The sequence below is a fragment of the Sphingomonas sp. ABOLH genome (assembly GCF_003951715.1).
Classification (GTDB): domain Bacteria; phylum Pseudomonadota; class Alphaproteobacteria; order Sphingomonadales; family Sphingomonadaceae; genus Sphingomonas; species Sphingomonas hankookensis_A.
This window is the reverse complement of sequence record NZ_QQWV01000063.1, coordinates 1-14,598: the sequence shown is the minus strand read 5'-3', so window position 1 is coordinate 14,598 and position 14,598 is coordinate 1. Positions and strand designations below refer to the sequence as shown.

12 protein-coding genes are annotated in these 14,598 nt (G+C 68.9%); 3 read left to right on the top strand and 9 right to left on the bottom strand.

What is annotated here, in order from left to right; genetic code table 11:
* The 6 genes from CA237_RS18280 to CA237_RS18255 form a co-directional block, all read right to left on the bottom strand.
* Nucleotides 1–1,256, bottom strand: a 1,256-nt coding sequence (locus CA237_RS18280) for a histidine kinase dimerization/phospho-acceptor domain-containing protein (protein ID WP_126015153.1), incomplete at its 3' end; no start/stop codon positions are given.
* Complete coding sequence (locus tag CA237_RS18275; protein WP_241215547.1) at nucleotides 1,253–1,987, bottom strand: response regulator transcription factor; 735 nt, start codon at nucleotides 1,985–1,987, stop codon at nucleotides 1,253–1,255. The genes CA237_RS18280 and CA237_RS18275, both read right to left, overlap by 4 nt.
* Nucleotides 1,984–3,450, bottom strand: a complete 1,467-nt coding sequence (locus CA237_RS20170) for a DUF4173 domain-containing protein (protein WP_066693465.1) — start codon at nucleotides 3,448–3,450, stop codon at nucleotides 1,984–1,986. The genes CA237_RS18275 and CA237_RS20170 overlap by 4 nt, the downstream gene beginning before the upstream one ends.
* Nucleotides 3,451–4,378: 928 nt before the next feature.
* Nucleotides 4,379–5,581: a replication initiator protein A gene (locus tag CA237_RS18265; protein WP_066693467.1), complete on the bottom strand. Its 1,203-nt coding sequence runs from the start codon at nucleotides 5,579–5,581 to the stop codon at nucleotides 4,379–4,381.
* A gap of 757 nt (nucleotides 5,582–6,338) precedes the next feature.
* The gene (locus tag CA237_RS18260) at nucleotides 6,339–7,370 is read right to left on the bottom strand and encodes a ParB/RepB/Spo0J family partition protein (protein ID WP_066693469.1); all 1,032 of its coding nucleotides are present in this window, start codon (nucleotides 7,368–7,370) and stop codon (nucleotides 6,339–6,341) included.
* Between the two features lie 305 nt (nucleotides 7,371–7,675).
* Nucleotides 7,676–8,872, bottom strand: coding sequence for an AAA family ATPase (locus CA237_RS18255; protein WP_066693471.1), 1,197 nt, complete (start codon nucleotides 8,870–8,872; stop codon nucleotides 7,676–7,678).
* A 159-nt stretch (nucleotides 8,873–9,031) separates the two neighbouring features.
* Here CA237_RS18255 and CA237_RS18250 point away from each other — a divergent pair, with 159 nt between their 5' ends.
* The 3 genes from CA237_RS18250 (at nucleotide 9,032) to CA237_RS18240 (ending at nucleotide 10,129) form a co-directional block, all read left to right on the top strand.
* Nucleotides 9,032–9,307 carry an antitoxin of toxin-antitoxin stability system gene (locus CA237_RS18250; RefSeq protein WP_126015151.1) on the top strand — a complete coding sequence of 92 codons (276 nt, stop codon included), beginning with the start codon at nucleotides 9,032–9,034 and terminating at the stop codon, nucleotides 9,305–9,307.
* The gene (locus CA237_RS18245; protein WP_066691149.1) at nucleotides 9,304–9,591 is read left to right on the top strand and encodes a type II toxin-antitoxin system RelE/ParE family toxin; all 288 of its coding nucleotides are present in this window, start codon (nucleotides 9,304–9,306) and stop codon (nucleotides 9,589–9,591) included. The genes CA237_RS18250 and CA237_RS18245 overlap by 4 nt, the downstream gene beginning before the upstream one ends.
* A 253-nt stretch (nucleotides 9,592–9,844) precedes the next feature.
* Nucleotides 9,845–10,129 (top strand): CsbD family protein, encoded by a 285-nt coding sequence (locus CA237_RS18240; RefSeq protein WP_126015149.1) that lies wholly within the window; start codon nucleotides 9,845–9,847, stop codon nucleotides 10,127–10,129.
* A 260-nt stretch (nucleotides 10,130–10,389) separates the two neighbouring features.
* Here the strand turns inward: CA237_RS18240 and paoC are convergent, their stop codons facing one another.
* Genes paoC through paoA form a run of 3 tightly spaced genes read right to left on the bottom strand, consistent with a single transcriptional unit; the run spans nucleotide 10,390 to nucleotide 14,157 of the window.
* The gene (gene paoC, locus CA237_RS18235) at nucleotides 10,390–12,579 is read right to left on the bottom strand and encodes an aldehyde oxidoreductase molybdenum-binding subunit PaoC (protein ID WP_066691152.1); all 2,190 of its coding nucleotides are present in this window, start codon (nucleotides 12,577–12,579) and stop codon (nucleotides 10,390–10,392) included.
* Between the two features lie 4 nt (nucleotides 12,580–12,583).
* Complete coding sequence (locus CA237_RS18230) at nucleotides 12,584–13,534, bottom strand: xanthine dehydrogenase family protein subunit M (protein ID WP_066691155.1); 951 nt, start codon at nucleotides 13,532–13,534, stop codon at nucleotides 12,584–12,586.
* Complete coding sequence (gene paoA / locus CA237_RS18225) at nucleotides 13,531–14,157, bottom strand: aldehyde dehydrogenase iron-sulfur subunit PaoA (RefSeq protein ID WP_066691158.1); 627 nt, start codon at nucleotides 14,155–14,157, stop codon at nucleotides 13,531–13,533. Before paoA ends, CA237_RS18230 begins: the two co-directional genes overlap by 4 nt.
* Nucleotides 14,158–14,598: the final 441 nt, after the last annotated feature.

Genomic DNA, 14,598 nt, shown 5'->3' with positions numbered 1-14,598 from the left:
AGCGTAGAGAGCGCCGTCTCCACCACGCCGCGCGGCACGGCGACGCGGGGCAGCGGTTCGTCGGGCACCGTCACCGCCAGCACGCTCGCATCCGCCGCCTGCGCCAGCACGTCGGACAGGTCGGTCGCCACCCCCGCCTCGCGCGTCGCCATGTCGGCGCGCGCCAGTTCCAGCAGCCGGCTGACCAGCAGGTTCAGCCGGTCGGCATCGGCGGCGATGTTCGACAGGAAGCGCGCCCGGTCGTCCAGCCCCATGTCGCCATGGTCCTGCAACAGCTCGACCGCGCCGCGGATACCCGCCAGCGGCGTCTTGAATTCATGGCTGACCGCATGGGCGAAGTCGCGCAGGTAGCGCGAGCGATGCGCGATCGCCTCCGCCATCGCGCCGAAATCGCGGTACAGCGCCTGGATCTCGATCGCGGCGGTCGGCGGCGGTTCGGGCACGCTGCCCCCGCCGCCCGCCACCGCCCGCGTCGCATCGCGCAGCGCCTCGACCGGGCGCACGATCCCGCGCGACAACAGGCCGCTCAACGCCACCAGCGTCACGAAGATCGCGACGATCCCGAACGCGATCTTGCCGCGATCCTCGTACAGCCCGACGAACAGGCTACGCGGCGATCTAGCCAGTAGCAACACGCCGACCACCCGCCCGCCAACGATGACCGGCCGGGCATGGTGGATGCGCAGGTCCGACGCGCGGCTCAGCCATTCGAGCGGATAATGCTGGCGATAGGCGCCGTTGCGGCGGAGCGTCGTCACTGCCCGCCCCTCCCGCGCCGCCTGAACCTCGGGCAGGCCGGGATAGCCCGTCCCCGCCGGCCCGCGCGCGACGATGCGGCCCTGCGGATCGAGCAGCTGGATCGACGCCAGCGTCGTCGCCGCCGTCATCGCCAGCACCGGCGCGACCTCCCCCGCCCAGGCGAGCGAGCGGCGGTCGGCGCCCGGCATCGCCACCGGCGCCGGCCGCTCGGGCAATATCCGCGACAGCCGCAGGTCGAGGTCGGAGGCATAGCCGCCGCGCACGATCCCCGCCCCCTCGCCGCCGGGCCAGTCGCGCGCCGCCACCGCCGCCAACGCCGCACTCTGCGCCACCAGCTCGGTCTCGGTCTGGCGCAGGAGGCTGTTTTCATAAACCCGCAGGAACAGCGCCCCGACGCCGGGCAACGCCGCGACGAACACGAAGGTCGCGAGCAATATCGTGCGCAGCCGCAGCCGGGGCCAATGCCGCCGCACGAACGCCTTCGCGGCGCCGATCATGCCCCGCAATTGCCGAGGCGATAGCCGACCCCGGCGCGCGTCTCCACCACGTCATTCGCCCCGACGCCCGCGAACTTCGCCCGCAAATTGCGCACATGGCTGTCGATCGTGCGGTCGGTGATCGCGAAGCCCGGACCGTGCAGCCGGTCGATGATCGCGTCGCGGCTGAACACTTTCGACGGCATCGCCGCCAGCGTGCGCAAGATGCCGAACTCGGTCACGGTCAGCGCGACCGGCTCCTCGCCCCAGCTCGCCTGCCAGCCATCGGGGTCTAGCCGCAATTGGCCATGGCCGAGCGGCGCGGCGGCGCTCTCCACCGCCGGGGGTCGCGCGCCGACCCGGCGCAGGATCGCCATAACCCGCGCCACCACTTCGCGGGGCGAGAACGGCTTCACCACATAATCGTCGGCGCCCAGCTCGATGCCCAACACCCGGTCGATCTCGTCGTCGCGGCTTGACAGGAACAGGATGGGCACGTCGCTGCCCGCGCGCAGCCGGCGGCACACCTCGATCCCGTCCATGCGCGGCATGTTGATGTCGAGTATGATCAGGTCGGGCGCCTGGTCGGCGGCCTGTTGCAGCGCGGCCTCGCCATCACCGGCCTCGATCGATTCCAGCCCCGCCTTGGCCAGCGCGAAGGCCAGCAGCTGGCGGATATGCGGGTCGTCATCGGCGATCAGGATCGTGCGCGGCATGGGGCACTGGATCAGCGCCAGCGGGGCGCACGTCAAGATTGCACCTCATTCGGCAGCGATCCGTCGCAAAAGCGGAGGCGCGGGTCGACCGGCCGCGCAACCTCCCGGCCCAGCGCCGCGCGCGCCGCCGACAGCCGCCGCGCACCCCGCGGGGTCCAGCTGCCCCAATGCGTCTGCCGCCAGAGCAGATCGGCGAACAGGGTCTGCCGGATGAAGCGCACCCGCTCGCGCGTCGCCGCGTCCATCAGCCGTTGCTCCAGCTTTATCATGGGCAGCAGCGCACCATCGCCGACATGCCGCAGGTAGCAGAGATCGACCGCCTCGGGCCGCTGCGCATCGACATTAAACGCCGCCGCCGTCGCCCCCAGATCGACGGTCGCGCAGACGCTCAGCACCAGCCCCGCCGCGACCGCATTGGCATTGAGCAACCACCGCGCGCTCTTGGCCCTCAGGATGCGCCACGCGATCAGCACCAGCCCCAGCGCGACCAGCCCCATCCATAACAGCGCCGCGATCCGCCACGCGGTCAGCATCGATTCGTCGATATAGCGGGTGGTGCGCAGCACGCTCGACGCCACCAGCACCAGATTCTGCGCGACCCACAGCGTCACGAGCCGCCGCGCCCAGCGGTTGCCGGCGCTCTCGCTCCCCGGGCGCAGCATGGCGAGCGCCAGCACACCGGCGAGCAGCGCCGTGGCGATCAGCGGATAGGCCCCGCGATGGGCGTAATCCGCCGCGCTCACGCCCTCGGGCAGCCCCGCCCCGCTCCACAGAAACGCGATGTCGAGCGCGTTCTGCACGGCAAAGAGCAGGTTGAACAGGCCGAGCGCCAGCAGGACCGAGGGCAGCGACGTACCCGGCATCCGCGGTTCGGGATCGGGCAGCCGCGCCGCCCAGCGGATCGCCGCCGCGCGGGGACGAAAGGCGGGCCACGCCATCGCCGCGACCGCCGCCCACAGTCCCAGCTGCCATGGTTCGGGCAGGGCGACATTGTAAAAGACGTTCTCGATCAACGGGTTGGCCTGTGCGAACAGGACCAGGAACAGGGTGCCGCCGATCACCGGCAGCGCCAGCGTGGCCGCGATCCGCACCGGCGACAGCCCCCTGCCCCGCACGCCGCCCATCCGCCTGAGGTCGAACGGCAGCGCGAACGGCGTGCTCAACCCCTGCACCAGCAGCCGCATCGCCCAGCGCCACGCATCGTCGAACGCTGCCACCCGCGGGATCAGCGCGGCGACCGACAGCACCGCCCAGAACAGTACCCAGGGCAGCGGCCCCGGATCGTCGACCAGCATGCCCGCAAACACCGCCGCCCCGCCCAGCGCGACCCATGCCCTGCGGCTGCGCGCCACGTCGCGCCGCACCGCGACCAGCAGGACCAGCCACACCGCCGCCAGTCCCCCGACCCGCGCCCCTTCGAACCCGTCGGGGAACAGGCCATGGAACAGCAGCACCAGCCCGACGGTGGCGGCGATCTTCAACAGGAAACTCAGGCGCATCGTGCGGCTCCTCGGTCGACAGGAGCCCTCCGCCTAGGTCACGGGCGTCGACCGATGGTCCGCAGCCCGGGGACGTTTCGGGGAGAGGCGGTGCAGCTTCGGTGCAGATATTCTCTCTCAAAATCTCAAAGAACCCATCCACGGGGTTAGAGGGTTTCTTAGAAGGTTAGCGGGTTAAGGAGGGCGCCGGACCGCTCGAACGCGGCGTTAGTCCACGATTCGCCCGGGTGGGTTCGTTCCCGAAGGATCGACCTTCCGTTCCCGAAAGGTCGACGGTTTCGTTCCCGAAGTGTCGACCTACCGTTCCCGAAGGATCGAACCGCGTTCCCGGAGTGTCGATGCCTGCCACTGGCGGGCCAATCCGGCGCCGCGTTTGAATCAATTCCAACCGCCGCCCCCGCGAAGTCGTTCAAACCGCGCAATGCCCGTCCGATACTGGGACGGATGGCAACGTTCGCCCGGATCACAGCCGACACTTCGGGAACGCTTGCGATGCCAGGATCGGGCAAAGAGGCGTACCGACCAGCAAGGACGTCGATCATCGGCAGTAAGTCTCGGCACCACATCCGACCTGACGCCCCGATGAAACTGCCCCGAACGCCCCCACAACCGTCACCCCGGGCTTGATCCGGGGTCCCGCTTCTTTTTCTCCGACGGGTACGGTCACCCCGAGAAGTGCCGCGACCCGGAGGCGTTCTACCGCCTGTAAACCGAGCAAAGTGCTCCCTCTACCGACAGGTGAGAAGGCTGCCAGACCCGCGAGGAAACGCATCGTCCGCCGCCAGCATAAGGCCCCGCCCCGTTCCGGACCCGATCCCGCTACCGCAATCCCGACAACCGTTCGAGGCGTCCCGCGCCTCTCGCTGCGCCGAGCAACAACGGGACCCCGCCCTTCGCCGCGATGACGCTAGCGGGAAGCGCCAGCACCCTACCGCAACTCGTGCCGATGCTTCGCGTCGAACCGCCGGACATAGCCGATGAACGCCGCCTGATAATTGACCGGGGTGCGCGCCGGATCGCCGTCGATCCACGCCCGGAACTCGGCATGCAGCGTATGATAATCCCACCCCGGACATTCCGACCGCAGCGTCTCCAGCGTCTGCGAGGTGATCTCGCCCAGCTGCGCCTTGCCCGCCAGCCCCCGGATCGACGCGCGGATCATCGCGGCGGCATCGACCAGTTCCTCGATCCGCGCGGGCGAGGGGGCGGCTTCCGCGACCGGCGCAGGGGCAGGGGCAGGGGGGGGCGCGACGCTCGCCGTCCGCGCCGCCCCATCGGCCCGCCGCCGCATCCGGAGCATCGGCTCGCGCTTGCCCTCCTGCTCCAGCGTCAGCGCATAGCCCGGCAGTTCGTCGCGCTCGGCGATCTTGGCGATCTCGAACTTGAAGCGGCGATACTGCCCCTCCGCGCCCGATTTCTCGAACAAAGTCGGCATCGAAATCGCAAAACCGGCCTCGCCCGCGCCGCCGGCATGTTTGCGCGCCACGCGGTACAGCCAGCGCTCGCGCCCGCCGGTCAGGTCGAAATAGGCGCGGTCGATCGACAGCACGCCGCCGGTCATCATCACCCCTTCCCAGAACCAGTTCGACAGCTCGATCGTCATGCCGCGCGACCGCTCGGTCTTCTCGTCGACCAGTTGGGTCCAGCCATCCAGCCAGCTGAACGTCGCTTCGCGGCGCCCCCGGCCGGAGGCCGGTTGACCGGCGTCGGCGCGGATATTGGTCTTGATCGTCGTCGCCACCAACCGGTCGAGCGCCTGGCCCAGCAGCTCATACGCCCGCCCCGTCGTCGGCCGCCCGATCGCGCGCAGCAGGTCATAGGGCATCAAATGCAGCTTGCGCGGCACGTCGTTGACCCCCCGCCTCGCCATATCGGCCAGCACGCTCGCGCAATAGATCAGGATGTCCGCGTCCCAGATCGTCGCCATGCCGTAATCGGCATTGGCCGACACATGCACCCACAGCTTGCCGTCGGGGCTCTGATAATCGATCGGCTTGACCCGCTTCGACTTGGCAAGGCTGAAGAACGGCCGCTCCATCATCTCGCGCTGGTCGCGAAGCGGCAGGTCGGCGAGATAGGGCAGGAACAGGTCGAACTGCTCGCTGACCTTCTCGGACGCAGCGCGGGTCATGCGGCCCTCCGGAAAAGTTTCCCCGGGGAAACTCGGGGGGCAGGGGAGGGCGACACCGGAAATCGCCGCACGCACGCGCAGTCCCGCGCAACATGAGCCCACGCCGCACCATGTCCCGGCACCTGCCGGGGTACGTACGGGGGCAGGGCATGCGCGCTGCTACGCGAACCCGTTCGCGCCTGCCGGGCAAGCGCCCGGTCGATAGCGAAAAGTTTCCCCGGGGAAACTTGGGCTGAGCCGGTCGCTGCGAAGGAAAGAAACGGGTTCACGCGGAGGCGCGAAGGGCGCGGAGGGGTCGCGTTCCGGGCGGCGTCAGCGATCAACCCTCTGCCTGGATAAAGAGAGCCACGCCCACCGCAAGCGAACCGCCTCCGCGCCCTCCGCGCCTCCGCGCGATCCCAAATTCCGAACGTCGCGCCATCCGCGCCGGGCAGGGGCGGGGACAGCGCTATCCACCCGCCGCCGAATGCCGAGCGGTGCCTCGGGCCCGAAGTTTCCCCGGGGAAACTTTTCCATTCCCGTACGCCGGAAGAAAAGCATTGGTTCACGCAGAGGCGCAGAGGGCGCAGAGGGGGTGCGTTCGTGGCTGCTTCGCCGATAGCCACCCAGTCAGCGCCAAGGGGACCACGCTCGTCGCGAGCGAATATCCTTCGCGCCCTTCGCGCCTTCGCGTGAACCCGATCCAAGGCCATCCCATGCCACCCGCCGGCCGCCCCGCACGCGCGGCGAAAAGTTTCCCCGGGGAAACCTTGCCCGCTCACCGCTGCAACCCGCGCCCCTGAGCCTCCAGCTCAGCCAACAGGATACGCAGTCCCAGCGTCAGCTCGTCGACACTCGCGCCCGACCCGGCATGCAGGCGCAGCGTCACACCCTGCCGGTTGGCGCTCTGCACCGTCATCGCCGGCCGTCCGGACGGCATCCGCCATATATGGGGGGCGGTTTCGCTCGTCCCCCGCTTCGGCGCGTCGAGCAACCGCCGCAACACATCGGCGGCGGGCAGGGTCGCTGCCCCCTTCGCCCGTGCCGTCGCCTGTTCGCGCGCGATCGCCTTCGCCTCCGCCACGATCGCCGCCGCCTGCGCCTTGTCGTCGAGCGCCTGCGCCAGTGCATAGCCGCCCTTCAGCTGCACCTCGGCCGGCGATCCGAACGCGGCGACCACCGCATCGGGCAGCGCCGCCACCCGCAGCATCTTCGACAGCCAGCCCTTCGACAGCTTCAGCCGATCGGCCATGCGCGACGCGTGGTTGCCGTAATGTGTCTTCAGCGCCGCCGCATAGTTGCGCGCGCGCTCGAGGTCCGACACATCGGCCCGCGCGCGGTTCTCCAGATCGGCGAGCCGGAACGCCGCTTCGTCGTCCAGCGTCGCGACCTGCGCCACGAACTGCATGTCGGGATAGCTGTGTGCGCGCAGCCACGAAATCGACCAGTGCCGCCGCGTGCCCGCGATCACCTCATAATCATGCGCCGGATCGCCCTCGACCCGCCGCACCACCGCCGGCACCTTCTGCCCACCCTCGGCGATGATCGAATCGATCAGCTCGCGGCACCCCGCCTCGGTCAGATGCGCATAGGAGCGCGCATTGCCCGGCCAGATCCGCACCCGCGCCGGATCGAGCAGCAGCTGCGTCACCTGCCGCACCTCGCCCGACGCGACCCGCGCCAGCGCCGATTCCCGGCCCAACAGCGTCGTGCCGCGCAGCCGCTCGGACCCACGTTCGGTAGGGGCCGGGGCAGGGGAGGGGCCGTCGTCGAGCAACGCGGCCAGATAATCGGATTGCTTACGCGCCATGGGTCACCTCCGCGCGGAACATATGCAGAACTTGGCGATGTAGGAAAGGGGGTTCGCGGAGGGGGGCGAGATCGGTTGACCCTGCCACGAACCGTACCCCCGCGCAGGCGGGGGTCCAGAGCCACGGGCGCTGTCCTGTCGTTACCCTGGACCCCCGCCTGCGCGGGGGTACGAAGAAGGCGGCCGCTCCGCGATCAAACCCCGCCGGGTCCGCCTGCGCGAACCCGTCGATCGGGCTGCTGGCCCGTCGGCCGAGCGGTTCGAGCTGACTGGCGCTGCGCGCGCGTCCGCCGCGCTTTGCGCTGTCAAACCGCATGCACCACCTCTTCCTCGCTCGCCGGCGCCACCCGCCCCCAACCCTGCCGCACCAGCTGCTCGATCTGTCCCATCGCCTCGTCCAGATTCGCGCGGCAGCGCTTGTGCGTCTTGGGCGTGCCGATCGGCTTTTCCAGCTCGTACACCGTCATCATCCGCATCGCGGCATGGCTGATCTCGGCCGATTCGAGGATCGGGACGGGCAGCAGCGCCGGCCCGAAGCTCTGCTCCATGATCGCCCGCACCATCGCATGGCTGGGGTCGTTGCCGTCGAACTTCGAACAGATCAGCCGGACGAAACTGTAATCGACCTCGATCCCCGCGCTGCCCAGCTGTTGCAGCACCTGGTCCATCATCGACAGGAACTGGACCGTCGAACAGAAATCGGGCGTCGTCGCCGCCAGCGGCACCAGCAGCGCGTTCGCCGCCTGCATCACCGCGAGGCTGATCGTGCCGAGCGCCGGCGGCGGGTCGAGCAGCACGATGTCATAATGCCGCGCAAGGTCGATCAACCCCTGTTTCAGCTTGCGAAACCGCGCCGCCAGCACCGACGCCCCGTCCGATCCCGCCGCCGCCAGCTCATATTCGACGTCGAACAGTTCGAGGTTCGACGGGATCAGATCGACATTGGGCCATGGCGTCGCCTTGACCGCATAGGACAGGTCGTTCTGCGTCGGATCGATCGACAGATAGGGGTAGAGCGTCTCCTCGCGCGTGATGTTGAAATGCGGGTTGAAGCCGAACAGCGTCGTCGTCGTCGCCTGGCTGTCGCAATCGACCACCAGCACCCGGTATCCCTGTACCGCGAAATAATGGGCGAGGTGGGTGGTGACGGTCGACTTGCCGACCCCGCCCTTGAAGTTCTGCACCGCGATCACCGCCGGCACGTCGAGCGGCGCACGGGCGGGGGAGGCACCCAGCACCTGCCGCATGTGCAGCAATTCCTCGACGCTGTATCCCAGGCGCCGGCCATTGTCGGCGGCCGGGGCAGGGGGCAGGCGCCCGTCCTCCTCCGCCATGCGGATGCGGTTGGTCGAACAGCCGAGCAATTGTGCCGCCTCGGCAATGCCGAAGCGGACATTGAGGCCCTTGCGGCTTTCGGGCAGGAACGCCTTGCGCCGCAGCCGCTCGATCATCCGCTCGCCGGCGTCCGCCAGATCGCCGATCTGTGCCGTAATTGCATTCATGCTGCGCAGCACCCGCCCGTTTGAACCCTGATCACATCATTATGTCATGAAAACCTTCAATCCGGCAAGCATAACCGCGGTTTGATTCAGTGCGGCCGTCGCATTGCCGCCAAGGTATTGACGGTATATACCTTGTCAGTACGCCAACGGAGGACGCCCATGTCAAAAGCCGCCGTCTTCACCATGAAGCTCGAACCCGATCTGCGCGATGCCTTCATGGCTGCGGCGGAGGCGAGCCATCGCCCGGCGTCGCAGGTCGTCCGCGAACTGATGCGCGACTATATCCAGCGCGAACAGGCTCGACAGGATCATGCCGATCTGCTGGCGCGCAAGGTCGCCGCCGCCCGCCGGTCCGTCGCGGCGGGGCAGGGCCGTGACCAGGATACCGTCGAAGCCGACTTCGCCGCCCGCCGCGCCGCGCTCGCGCCGGAGTGAAGGTCCGCTGGACGCCGGAGGCCGAGGCGGACCGACTGGCAATCTGGGACTATCTGTCCGTGCGCGATCCCGCCGCCGCCGTCCGCCTCGACCGGTCGTTCGGCGAAGCGGCCGCCGGCCTCGCCGACTTTCCCTTGTCCGGCCACGAAGGCGAGGTGCCGGGGACGCGCGAGCTCACCCCACACCGCAGTTACCGCTTGGTCTATGAAGTCGCCGACGACACCGTCTGGATCCTAGTCCTGATCCACGCCGCCCGCCTCTGGCCGCCGTTCCGCGCCGAATAGCCGCAGCGGGTCTGCCCGTCCGGCCAAGTCATGGTGCGTTCCGGTCGCGATCCTGCAAAGATACGCGCGCCATAGTGCAAAGATACCAGGATATATTCCGCTGGGTTCGGGGTTGTGCGTGCTCGTCGTTGCGCTTGGCGTCATCATGGCCCGCCCGCCGTTCATCGATGCGGACTTGCCCGTTCGCTGGCACGGGTTCGGCCTGACGATCCCGACGCGCGACGTTTCCCTCGCAATCGGACGGAGACCAACCATGAACATCGACACGCTGAACGGCGCGGCCACCGATCTGGGCGGCAAGCTGAAGGAAGGCATCGGCGCGGCGACCGGCAACGACAAGCTGCGCGGGCAGGGCAAGGCCGACCAGCTGGGCGGCACCGTGCAGAAGACCTATGGCGACGCGAAGGATGCGGTCGAAACCACCGTCCGCCCGCTGATCGATCAGGCGCGCCAGTTCGCGCGCGAACGCCCGTTCCTCGCCGCGACGCTGGCCGGCGTCGCCGCGATCGCGGTCGTCAACACCCTTCGCGGCGAATAACCGCCACCGCCGGCGGGTCGTGGCATCGCGGCCCGCCGGCAATGCCGTTCCCGACATGACGGGAGCGTGTGCTGCCTGACAGCGATCGTCCTCGTCCCATCGCCAATGCCCGTCGTCTGGCGGCGGAGGCCTTTGGCAGCTTCTGGCTGGTGGCCGGCGGCTGTGCGGCCGCCGTGTTGGCGGCGGGTGCCGGCGTCCCCGGGTCGATCAGTCCTCGGCAGAACAAGCATCACCCCGGACCAAGCCCGGGGCGACGCTACTCAAACCACCGCCGGCAGCTTGTCCAGATACTTGTCCAGCGTGATCGGATACTCCCGCACCCTGATGCCGGTCGCGTTGTACACCGCATTGGCCACCGCCGCGCCGACCCCGCACAGGCCCAGTTCGCCGACGCCCTTGGCCTTCATCGGATTGGCCTTTTCGTCCGCCTCGGCGAGGAACACGACCTCCTGATGCGGGATGTCGGCATGGACCGGCACCTCATAACTGGCGAGGTCGTGGTTGACGAACAGGCCGAAGCGCTTGTCGACCGCCAGCTCCTCCATCAGCGCCGACCCGACGCCCATCGTCATCGCGCCGATCACCTGGCTGCGCGCCGAGACGGGGTTGATGATCCGCCCCGCGGCGCACACCGCCAGCATCCGCTGGATGCGGGTCACCCCGGTATAGGCATCGACCGCGACCTCGACGAAATGCGCGCCGAAGGTGGCAAAGGCATATTGCTTGTCGAGCGCGCCGAACTCGATCCTGTCCTCGGCGCTGAGATCGCCGGCATCGCGCAAGGGCACCGCCCGTCCGCCGCCGCGCACCTGCCCGCCCTCGAACACCGCATCGGCGCCGAGGCCCAGCTTGGCCGCAACCTGTTCGCGCAGTTTGACGCAGGCGGCATAGACGCCCGCGGTGCTGTTCGGCGCGCCCCATTGCCCGCCCGACCCGGCCGACACCGGATAGGCGGAGTTGCCCAACCGCACCTCGACCGCCTCTACGGACACACCCATCATCTCGGCGGCGGTCTGGGCGATGATCGTGTAGCTGCCGGTGCCGATATCGGTCATGTCGGTTTCGACCACGACCCGCCCGCCGACCAGGCGCACCCGCGCCGCCGACTTCATGTTGACATGGTTGCGGAACGCCGCCGCCATGCCGATCCCGCGCAGCCATTTGCCCTCGCGCACCTGCCCCGGCCTGGCATTGCGCTTCGCCCACCCGAAGCGTTCCGCGCCTTCGGTCAGGCAGCGGACCAGCTGCCGCTGCGAAAACGGCTTGTTCGGGTTGGACGGATCGACCTGCGTGTCGTTCTTGATGCGGAACGCGACCGGGTCCATGCCCAGCTTTTCCGCCATCTCGTCCATCGCGACTTCCAGCGCCATCATGCCCGGCGCCTCGCCCGGCGCGCGCATCGCATTGCCTTCGGGCAGGTCGAGCACCGCAAGCCGCATCGCCGCCAGGCGGTTTGCCCCGGCATAGAGCAATTTCGTCTGGTTGACCGCCGCTTCGGGACCGCCGTCCGGCTGATCGCCCGATCCGCTTTCATGCGCGATCGCGGTGATCGTCCCGTCTTGCTGGCACCCGATCCGTATGCGCTGCTTCGTGGCGGGACGGTGGGTGGCGTTGTTGGCCATCATCGGCCGCGCCATCGCGATCTTGACAGGCCGCTTCGCCGCCTTCGCCCCCAGCGCCGCCAGCACCGCGTCCGCCCGCAGGAACAGCTTCCCGCCGAACCCGCCGCCGACATAGGGCGATTGCAGATTGATCTTGTCCTTGGGAATGCCCAGCGTCTTGGCCAGATCGCCGCGCCCCCAATCGACCATCTGGTTCGACGTCCAGATCGTCAGGGCGTCACCGTCCCAGCGCGCGGTGGAGGCGAACGGCTCCATCATCGCATGACTATGGTCGGGCGTGGTATATTCGGCGTCGAGCTTGACCGGGGCTGCGGCATAAGCCCCTTCGAAATCGCCGACCCGCGCCTCGGGCTTGCCGTCGTCACCCGGCGCCGGCTTGGCGCTAGCCAGCCCCTCTTCCAGGTCGAACCGGCCCTTGATGCGCGCAACATCGACCCGCACCAGCTGCGCAGCGGCGGTCGCCTGTTCGAAGCTTTCGGCGACGACCACCGCCACCGCCTGATGATAATGGTCGATCGCCGGCCCGGCGAGCAGCTTGACGGTGTTCATCCGCCCCTTGCCCAGCGGCCCCGCGCTGTCGGCGGTGACGATCGCCAGCACGCCCGGCGCAGCGCGCGCGGCGCTGAGGTCGATCGAGCGGATCGTCCCCTTGCCCACGCCCGCCCCGACGATCACGCCATAGGCCGCATTCGGCACGTCGCGGGCATGTTCGAACGCATAGGGCGCGGTGCCGGCGACCTTTTTCGGCCCGTCGATCCGCGCACGCGGACGGCCGACCACCATTTGCCGGTCGATCGGATTGGTGCCGGCGGGGGTTTCGAACTTCATGGAATTACCCCTTCGCCTGCGCGATGACGGAGGCCAGCGCGCGGGTCGCGAGCGGCAGTTTGAACGCATTGTCCTTGGTCGGCGTCGCGCCCTGAAACGCCCGGGCCGTCACGGCGGCAGCACCCTGCGGCAGCAACGCCTCGGCCGCCTCGACCCGCCACGGACGCGGCGCCACGCCGCCGAACGCCACACGCCCCGTGCCGTCGCGCTGGATCACCGCCGCGACCGACACCAAGGCATAGGCATAGGACGCCCGGTCGCGCACCTTCTCGTAAAAATGTTTGCCGCCGATCGGACGGGGCAGGGTGACCGCGGTAATCAGCTCGCCGGGTTTCAGCACCGTGTCGAGATCGGGCCGGTCACCCCATAGCCGGTGAAACTCGGCGATCGGAATCCGCCGCGTCTGCCCGCTGCCGTCGACCGTCTCGATAACCGCGTCCAGCACCCGCATCGCCACCGCCATGTCGCCTGGAAAGGTCGCGATACAGTCGTTCGACACACCGATCACGCCCAATTGCCGCGAATAGCCGCCGATCGCCGCACAGCCAGAGCCGACCTTGCGCTTGTTGCACGCCATGTTGGTGTCGTAGAAATAGGGACAGCGCGTGCGTTGCAGCAGATTGCCCGCCGTCGTCGCCTTGTTGCGCAACTGGCCGCTCGCGCCCGCCACGATCGCCCGCGTCAGCACGCCATAATCGCGCCGCACCCGGTCATGGGCGGCAAGGTCGGTATTGCTGACCAGCGCCCCGATCCGCAGCCCGCCATCCGACGTCCGCTCGATCCGGTCGAGCTTCAGATCCTGCACATCGACCAGATGAGTCGGTGTCTCCGCCTCCAGCTTCATCAGGTCGAGCAGGTTGGTCCCGCCGGCGATGAATTTCGCGCCGGGCCGGGTCGCGACGATCCGCGCCGCCTCGGCCGGGTCCTTCGCGCGCTCATAGGTAAATGCCTTCATGCGCCCGCGACCTCCGCCATGGCATCGGCAATGTTGGAATAGGCGCCGCAGCGACAGATATTGCCGCTCATCCGCTCGCGCAGCTCCATATTGGTCGCGCGCGGTTTGGCGGTCAGGTCGGCCTGCACATGGCTGGGGATGCCGCGCCGGATCTCGTCGAGCACCGCCACCGCCGAACAGATCTGCCCCGGCGTGCAATATCCGCATTGATAGCCGTCATGCTTGACGAACGCCGCCTGCATCGGGTGCAGCCGCTCGGGCGTGCCCAGCCCCTCGATGGTGGTGATCGCATCGCCGTCATGCATCACCGCCAGCGTCAGGCAGCTATTGATCCGCTTGCCCTCGACCATCACCGTGCACGCACCGCACTGGCCATGGTCGCAGCCCTTCTTGGTGCCGGTCAGGTGCAGATGCTCGCGCAGCGCATCCAGCAGCGTCGTCCGCGTATCCAGCGTCAGCTCGCGCACCGTCCCGTTGACGTTCAGCCGCACCGGCATCGCCGGCGGGGCAGGGGCGGGGGCCGCCTGCGTCGCCGACAATGGCGCCGCCACCAGCGCGGCCCCGGCCGCCCCGGCGGTCAGCACGCCACGGCGCGAGAGTTCGAAATCGGACGGTTCGCCCATGATGCTGCTTTCTGTTGCCCCGGATGCTGCGCAGACCAGGGCGCAGCGAAACTTGTAACGCCCGCGAACCGGTTTCGGGTGCAGGGGGCAGGGCGTTGGTACGCTAACCGAGACCCGCGCCCGTTTCCTCCACCGTCAGCCCACCCCCACCGTCACCCCGGGCTCGACCCGGGGTCCCGCTTCTTCTGCCGGCCGGCCGCTCCGTGCCCCAACAAACCCGTACCCCCGCGCAGGCGGGGGTCCAGAGCCACAAGCGCCCCCGCCCGTAACCCTGGACCCCCGCCTGCGCGGGGGTACGGTCTCGCGAACGATCCCGACATGGCCAGCACCTGCGGCCCCCCCGCCCGCGCGGGGGTACGGCAGGATCGAGGATCACCCCCGTACCCCCGCGCGGGCGGGGGGGCCGCAGGTGCTGGCCATGTCGGGATCGTTCGCGAGACC